The sequence below is a fragment of the Psychrobacter sp. SHUES1 genome, from assembly GCF_001652315.1.
Classification (GTDB): domain Bacteria; phylum Pseudomonadota; class Gammaproteobacteria; order Pseudomonadales; family Moraxellaceae; genus Psychrobacter; species Psychrobacter faecalis.
The window spans coordinates 18,674-27,052 of record NZ_LXWA01000060.1; the positions used below are offsets into that span (position 1 = coordinate 18,674).

The 8,379-nt window shown below is 44.7% G+C and carries 5 protein-coding genes and 1 CRISPR repeat array; of the genes, 4 read left to right on the forward strand and 1 reads right to left on the reverse strand.

Going from position 1 to position 8,379, the window contains the following annotated elements; all coding sequences use genetic code 11:
* From csy1 to cas6f, 4 genes are read left to right on the forward strand one after another with little or no spacing between them, the layout of a single operon-like run.
* Entirely contained in the window at positions 1 to 1,380 is a 1,380-nt protein-coding gene (csy1, locus tag A7325_RS08355; protein WP_068406874.1) for a type I-F CRISPR-associated protein Csy1, read from the forward strand.
* Positions 1,377 to 2,327 carry a type I-F CRISPR-associated protein Csy2 gene (gene csy2 / locus A7325_RS08360; RefSeq protein WP_068406877.1) on the forward strand — a complete coding sequence of 317 codons (951 nt, stop codon included), beginning with the start codon at positions 1,377 to 1,379 and terminating at the stop codon, positions 2,325 to 2,327. Before csy1 ends, csy2 begins: the two co-directional genes overlap by 4 nt.
* A 54-nt stretch (positions 2,328 to 2,381) precedes the next feature.
* Entirely contained in the window at positions 2,382 to 3,395 is a 1,014-nt protein-coding gene (gene csy3 / locus A7325_RS08365; RefSeq protein ID WP_068406880.1) for a type I-F CRISPR-associated protein Csy3, read from the forward strand.
* Between the two features lie 3 nt (positions 3,396 to 3,398).
* Entirely contained in the window at positions 3,399 to 4,013 is a 615-nt protein-coding gene (gene cas6f / locus A7325_RS08370; RefSeq protein ID WP_227514975.1) for a type I-F CRISPR-associated endoribonuclease Cas6/Csy4, read from the forward strand.
* Positions 4,014 to 4,190: 177 nt separating this feature from the next.
* A CRISPR array of direct repeats spans positions 4,191 to 7,338; the repeat unit is 28 nt; unit sequence CTTCACCACCGCATAGGTGGCTTAGAAA.
* A gap of 17 nt (positions 7,339 to 7,355) precedes the next feature.
* Here cas6f and A7325_RS08375 read toward each other — a convergent pair.
* Positions 7,356 to 8,111, reverse strand: coding sequence for an IS3 family transposase (locus tag A7325_RS08375; protein WP_068406883.1), 756 nt, complete (start codon positions 8,109 to 8,111; stop codon positions 7,356 to 7,358).
* Positions 8,112 to 8,379: the final 268 nt, after the last annotated feature.

Below are 8,379 nucleotides of genomic sequence, written 5' to 3' on the forward strand. Positions count from 1 at the left end.
ATGTCACATATAACCCCAGAACTGGCAAGCGGCGCTATCAAAGCGTTTCTTGCTAGTCAATACGAAAAAAAGACTGAAACCGAGCAAAAGCAGCTCGTTAAAGCCGTTGAGAGTAACGACCATGAAAAGGTTACAGAGCTAAAAGAAACCTTAGCAGAGGCTAAAGATAAGTATAGCGTCGCTAATTGGATTCCTGATGCCGCAACTCGTATGGCAAAGCAGTTGAAGTTTGGTACACATATCTCAAAAGGTGTGCATCCTATGTCAAGAGGTGACAATATTAGTTTTGATAAAACAGATGATTTGTCTGTCACTCTTATCGGTACTCATTCAATAGAAAGTAATTATATTGATGCCAATAGTAGTGCCGCCGCTCTTCCCCTTGCCGCTTTCTTTGATTTTGAAATAGATGACACCACCAAAATCCGTGACCTTATTTTAGTGGACAATACAGATTTTGTAGCTTCTCTGGCGGGTGACCAGTCATTAGCAAAGACCTATCAGCAGAATTTTAAAGCTGCCCTACAAAATGTGATTACTGAGCCTGTTACCGACGAGCGCAATAAACAGCTGCTTTGGGTGACTAACGCTTATCAAGGCGAAGATATTGATGAGCTGAATTATATTAATATCATTCCGCTCTACCCTTCTGTTCTCACTCATGAGATGTATCAGCGCATCAATCAGCTTAAATTCTCTGATGAAAACAAAGCAGCCCGTGATAACCGCTTTAAAAAAACCGCCGACCAGCAGCCTTATATCAGCTTAAATAATTTAGCAACGGTACAGCTGGGGGGCACAAAATCACAAAATGTAGGTAGGTTAAATAACTTTCAAAGTGGACGCAATTACCTCCTTCCCTCTCTACCTCCAATATTAAATCTAGCAGATAGCACTTTTAAGCCTTCTAAGTTTGCTAACACTATCTTTGCCAAGTCGTTAGCTAATAAGGTCAATCCTATCCTTCAAGATATCTTTTATGTGGTAAAAAGTGCCAAGAACACTGTCGATATTCGTGACGCCCGTAAAGAGGCAATGGATGAGATTTTGAAGCGTATTTTTGAGTTTGCTAATTATATGCGTAACGATCTACCTGCTGGCTGGACAAAGGATTCTGAGTTGGATGAGTGTGAGCAGTTTTGGTTAGACCCCAAGCGTGCCGAATTGCCTGACGAAGAGGAATGGAGCGCTCGCCGCGAGCAGACAGAGTGGCACAAAGAAATTATTCATCGCTTTGCTCGCTGGATGAACACTCTACTGCAAGAGAAATTTAAAGATATTCGTACCGAAATTGCTGATCCTGAGCACAACCAATGGGAGCAGGATATTGACGCTATGAAGCGCTTGTATGAACGAGCAGGTAAAGGAGTATTTTTATGAGTGAGTCAGTGATCGGTTATTTACTGTTCAAAAAAGTAGTTATTGAAGGTGCTAATGCTATCTCTAGCCCCCTAACCTATGGCTTCCCTGCTATCACTGGATTTTTGGGTAGCTTTCATGCGATGTCACGTAGACTCGCGGCTCTTAAAGAGTTAGATGATTTATCTCTAGGCGGTGTATTGCTCGCTTGTCACGAGTGCCATCCACAGATATACCGAGACAAAAGCTATAGCAACTATACGTTCAATCAAACGCGAAATCCAATCAAAAAAGATGGCAAAACCGCTTCTATTATTGAGGAGGGTAAATGCCGATTGGTCATGAGTTTTGCGGTTGAAGTATTAGGCAGTAATAAACCTGATGAAGCGAAAACTGAAATCCTGGTGACCAAAACTAAACAATGGATTCAGCAACAACGCATGGCTGGCGGTAGCGTGCAGGGAATTGATCGTTTCAATCCTGTGCAGTTTATTAGTTATGATGATGTCGATGCTATCACAGCTCATCTATTACCTGCCTTTGTACTAATGGACGCGCAAGAGGAGTTTGCTGAGATTATTGATGAAGTACAAGCCGACAATCCAGACGCTACACCGCTCGATGCATTGATAGAGGTTTGTGTGTTACATCATATCCCTGAAATTCAAAAAAACGGCGATACGAAATGGGCAGCGACTTCTCGTAAAACAGGGCGCGGCTGGTTAGTACCGATGCCGATAGGTTATCAAGGTATCTCTGAGCTTTATGATGCGGGCGTCATGCAAAATGTGCGCAATCCTGAATACCCTAGCCAGTATGTCGAAGCCATTTATAGCCTTGGAAAGTGGGTGTATCCACAGCGCTTAGGCGGAGTATATAGCGAATATGATATCGCCAATGCGTTTTGGCGTTACCGTTATGATAATGAACAGAATCTGTACCTAGTAACTCAAGAACCTGAATTTTAATAACCCTTTTTATCACACTTCTTTACCTAAATTTTAAACCACTGGAGCACTACTATGAGTAATTTAAAAACTGCTAGCGTATTGGCTTTTGAGCGTAACCTTGATATCTCTGACGCTTTTTTTGCTCAAAAAAACAGTCAAAATAAAGACAGCAAAGCGCAGCCTGTCACTATTAAAGAAAAATCAGTGCGCGGTACTATTAGTAACCGTCTAAAAAACCCTGAAAAAATTGACCCTGCTAAACTAGATGCTGAAATCGAAAAAGCTAACTTACAACGTGTAGATTCTGCCGCGTTAGACGAGGACTGCGATACCTTAGTAGTGACTTGGAGTTGCAAGGTACTACCCTTTTCAGGTAAGCCTAGCGTTTGTAACGATCAAGATTATCAACAAGCTTTAGTTTCGACTGTACAGAATTATTTAGAAAACCAAGGCGTCAGTGAGTTGGCACGCCGCTACGCTACTAATATCGCTAATGCACGCTGGTTATGGCGTAACCGCGTAGGCGCTGAAAGTATTCAAGTTAATGTTAGTTGTACCGTTGATGGTAATGCGCATAGCTTTGACTTTGATGCTAAATCGATCTCGTTACGTGGCTTCGATGAGGAAGCGACAAAAAACGACGATATCAAGCAACTTGCCAGTCTTATTGAGAAGGGATTAAACGATGACGCCTTTATTATTTTATATATTAGAGCTGCTGCCGTCATGGGCTACGGTCAAGAAGTGTATCCTTCGCAAGAACTAGTACTTGATACTGGCAAAACGAAATCTAAAGAACTCTACCAAATCAATGGTAAAGCAGGCATGCACTCACAAAAAGTCAGTAATGCTATCCGTACTATCGATGACTGGTATCCTGATGCCGAGTTCCCTATCGCGGTTGAGCCATATGGCGCGGTGACCACACTAGGTACGGCGTTTCGTCAGCCTAAAGCTAAGATGGACTTTTATACTCTATTTGACAATTGGGTATTAAAAGGCGATGCACCAGATATTGAGCAACAACATTACGTGATGGGTGTACTTATCCGTGGCGGCGTGTTTGGTGCCAGTGGCAAGGAGTAAGCTATGACTGACTCAACCAACCTGAACTATTTCCAAGAAATAACCATCATCCCTGATCCTGAGATTGCGCCCTACTTTATTTGGAGTAAGCTGTTTACCCAACTGCATATTGCATTAGCGGAGATGAAAAATGAGCACGGCATCAAGTCCATCGGTGTCAGCTTCCCTGATTATCATTATGATGAGAAGGGTAAATCATCCAAGCTTGGTCTAAAGATTCGCGTCTTTGCACCTAGCCAAAAGGATTTGGAAACTTTAAACCTTGATAAGTGGTTAGATAGATTGACTGACTATGTGCATGTTAAAGGCATCAAAAAAGTGCCGACGGATAAAGTAACGAGCTATTTCAGCGTACATCGTTACCGCTTTAAACCTCTAGACGTGCAAGCGCAAACCTTGTCAGATAAGTTGAATATTAGTTATGACGAGGCAATGGCAACAGTCGCCAAACGCAAATCCGAGATGCCATTGCCTTTCATCCAAATGCACAGCCAAACCAATAACAGCAATTACGTATTGAAGGTTCTGCAGCAACCTTGTAGTGAGGCGACCGCAGGTAGCTTTAACAGTTATGGTATGAATGGCATGCGTGATACGGTTACTGTGCCACATTGGTAAGCGAATTAAATGGTAATGATGAATTACCCGAAGATTGGGAGTAAAAACCCTTTTTTGAGCTATTTAAAAACATGCAATGAAATCAAACAGTTACGATAGGGCAAAAAATGGAGGGTAAAATAGGGTATTTTGCCTTCTACGCCTTGTCGTAACTGATTTTTTAGAGGTACAATTCCTCTTCACCACCGCATAGGTGGCTTAGAAAATTCTTTGCGCCATTTGATCGTAACCAAAATCCTTCACCACCGCATAGGTGGCTTAGAAAATTCTATTTGCATGATCACGATCAATATAATCCTTCACCACCGCATAGGTGGCTTAGAAATTTAACTGGTACGCCTGTTTATGAAAACCTACCTTCACCACCGCATAGGTGGCTTAGAAAGTATATAGCAAAGTCGCCCACCACCCCAAGTACTTCACCACCGCATAGGTGGCTTAGAAAAGTAGATGCGATGGAAGACCCGATGTTAGCACCTTCACCACCGCATAGGTGGCTTAGAAAACGCCACCTAGTAAACTATTCATTATCACTCACTTCACCACCGCATAGGTGGCTTAGAAAAACACGCTTGCTCAATACTTAGACGCTGCAAACTTCACCACCGCATAGGTGGCTTAGAAAGTCAGCTTTGCCATGGGATTGGACGGCTCACTCTTCACCACCGCATAGGTGGCTTAGAAAGTACCGTGGCGGATTTCCCATTCGACGTTTTCCTTCACCACCGCATAGGTGGCTTAGAAACCAAATATTTACGACCCTAAAAACAAACGCGACCTTCACCACCGCATAGGTGGCTTAGAAAATCAAAAAATGCTATGGGTGTTTGGCGAGCTACTTCACCACCGCATAGGTGGCTTAGAAAATACTACCGTTAGCCAATAAAAAATATTTTCACTTCACCACCGCATAGGTGGCTTAGAAATCAATCATTAAAGGTAAATCATTAGCGTCAAACTTCACCACCGCATAGGTGGCTTAGAAAATCGGTTTGCACATCAATTGCATAGCCGACTTCTTCACCACCGCATAGGTGGCTTAGAAAAGTCGTCGGCTGCACCAGCGAGGGGCAAGCATCTTCACCACCGCATAGGTGGCTTAGAAAACTTCGTTGTTGTCATAAGCTGCTTTTAGCTTCTTCACCACCGCATAGGTGGCTTAGAAAAGCGACCAGCTTCAGATGCTCTTCGCACAATCCTTCACCACCGCATAGGTGGCTTAGAAAAAGCAAAACCAAGTATTTTTTATCACTAAATCCTTCACCACCGCATAGGTGGCTTAGAAATCTACGAGAGAACGCCACACACTAAGCAACCCCTTCACCACCGCATAGGTGGCTTAGAAAGTGAGGAACTGGGCCAGTCAAGGTGATGGACCCTTCACCACCGCATAGGTGGCTTAGAAAACAAAGCGCTTATCCAGTGTGCCCGTGTTGCTCTTCACCACCGCATAGGTGGCTTAGAAACACACCCGTTAGCAACCAATCAGTATTGCAGCCTTCACCACCGCATAGGTGGCTTAGAAACAACGGTACGCTGATATTTAAATGGAATGAAGCTTCACCACCGCATAGGTGGCTTAGAAACAATAGCGGACGTGCTGATTCATTAGGGCGTCCTTCACCACCGCATAGGTGGCTTAGAAAATTCGTGCGCCGCTTAGCATTCATCGATAAAACTTCACCACCGCATAGGTGGCTTAGAAACAATAGCGGACGTGCTGATTCATTAGGGCGTCCTTCACCACCGCATAGGTGGCTTAGAAAATTCGTGCGCCGCTTAGCATTCATCGATAAAACTTCACCACCGCATAGGTGGCTTAGAAAACTTTAACCACAGCCACAGAAACAAACGCACACTTCACCACCGCATAGGTGGCTTAGAAATATGCGAGCTGGGCGGTATTACCAGCATGGAACTTCACCACCGCATAGGTGGCTTAGAAAGCGAGCTGGCAATCGCACGCATACAGCTTGCTCTTCACCACCGCATAGGTGGCTTAGAAAAAGTGTTTGCTAAAGTAATCCGTCTTAGCCTTCTTCACCACCGCATAGGTGGCTTAGAAAGACGAGCCAGCCTACCATTGCACAGCGCAATACTTCACCACCGCATAGGTGGCTTAGAAAATGAGGAAGGTGGGCTAGGCATGGGTGATGCTCTTCACCACCGCATAGGTGGCTTAGAAAAGTGTCTTACAATGTTTATGGCACATTTTCATCTTCACCACCGCATAGGTGGCTTAGAAAACAGCCTGCCCAAGTCTTGCCAGAGCCGAAACCTTCACCACCGCATAGGTGGCTTAGAAACCATTCTGTGCCTAGCGTCTGCATCATGTGGCCTTCACCACCGCATAGGTGGCTTAGAAAAGTCAGCCAGCCTTGCACCTCTAATAAATCAGCTTCACCACCGCATAGGTGGCTTAGAAAGCCACAAACACAGCAAAGCAATAACGCACCAGCTTCACCACCGCATAGGTGGCTTAGAAATCGATACCTCACTCACTGGCGATCAGGTTAGACTTCACCACCGCATAGGTGGCTTAGAAAAATGGCCAATCAGCATCAATGTCGCTTGGTCACTTCACCACCGCATAGGTGGCTTAGAAAGATAGACTGGACGAAAAGAAGAGCGAGTTTAGCTTCACCACCGCATAGGTGGCTTAGAAAAAAGTAGAAAACCATCGGCGGCCGCTTTGTAACTTCACCACCGCATAGGTGGCTTAGAAATTGTAAGCCTTGCCATCGATTGCTTGATAAGTCTTCACCACCGCATAGGTGGCTTAGAAATCGTCAATGTCAGCTTGATTATCGAGATTGTCTTCACCACCGCATAGGTGGCTTAGAAAACCAGCTGAAGATACCGCCCAGCGGAGCGCAGCTTCACCACCGCATAGGTGGCTTAGAAACACGGGTTAGGTTTATCGCCCCATTGATTACCCTTCACCACCGCATAGGTGGCTTAGAAATGCTATCCACCGCCACGCTAAGCGGATTAAATCTTCACCACCGCATAGGTGGCTTAGAAAGCTGCATGATTGGTCATCGCATTACAGCGACGCTTCACCACCGCATAGGTGGCTTAGAAAAATGGTACGCAAACAGTTAAATCAATACCTACCTTCACCACCGCATAGGTGGCTTAGAAAGTCTGCCTTGCGCCAAACTTCAACAAAGTAACCTTCACCACCGCATAGGTGGCTTAGAAAGTACGCTCGCTCTATGACTTGCTAGATGATAACTTCACCACCGCATAGGTGGCTTAGAAACCAAGATGAAGCGGCATTGGCGTATTGAATAGCTTCACCACCGCATAGGTGGCTTAGAAAACAACTGTAGTGGTCAACTAATTTAGGACACCTGATAAGAGGTTTTGATTAAAGTAACGTCTTTCTGTTTCAGCTGGTGTTAAATAATTGTTGAAAGTGTGCGGTCTCACGGTTTGATAGTAGCCCCAGATATAATCACTAATGGCACTTTTAGCCTCAGCGATATTCTCATAACCGCCCTTTGGCATCCACTCTGTTTTGAAGCTTCTAAAGAAGCGCTCAGTTGGGGCGTTATCCCAACAATTTCCACGACGGCTCATACTCTGTGTCATACCGTCGCAATCATCGATTGATTCAGCAAATTTCTTACTGGTGTAATGCGTGCCCTGATCTGAGTGAAATAACACACCACTTGGTTTGAGTCTCGTCTGATACGCCATTTTCAGAGCGTTACCTGTCAGAATACTATCGGGTGAGTCTGAGACACTAAAGCCCACCACACGACGGGCGTACAGGTCTAAAACAACGGCTAGGTAACACCAGCCGCCTTTAATGCGAATATAAGTGACATCGCCCGTCCAGACTTGGTTGGGCGCCGTTGGGCTAAATCTGCGTTTTAAAAGGTTGTCATGGGTTTTATGTTCCTGATCAGCGTGCTTGTATTTGTGGGTCTTGAGCTGGCAACTGACCAGTTTCATTTGCTTCATAATCTTGGCAGCTAAGTAACGCGTTAGCCTAATACTGTGCTCATTCCACAGGATGGCGACAATGGTGCGAGCTCCAGCTGATTGTTTGGAGTCATTGAATATTTGGGTGTAATGGACAAAATTCATGCTGGCGTAGGGTCTAACGCTATATACTGTCTATATTTGCAAGGAATCAACGCCATGAATCAAAAAACTGCCCTTTTTGTCGTGATAAACACACCAAGAAGAACGGACGTAAGCTTGGCAAACAGCAGTATCAATGTCTCGCTTGCAGCCGGCAGTTTTTAGGTGGCATCAGACTCAATAATCAAACCCTATGGAGGGAATACACTCAGGGTAAACAGACCTACCAGCAACTGGCTGATAAATACCACTGTAGTCTTAAAACCATAGC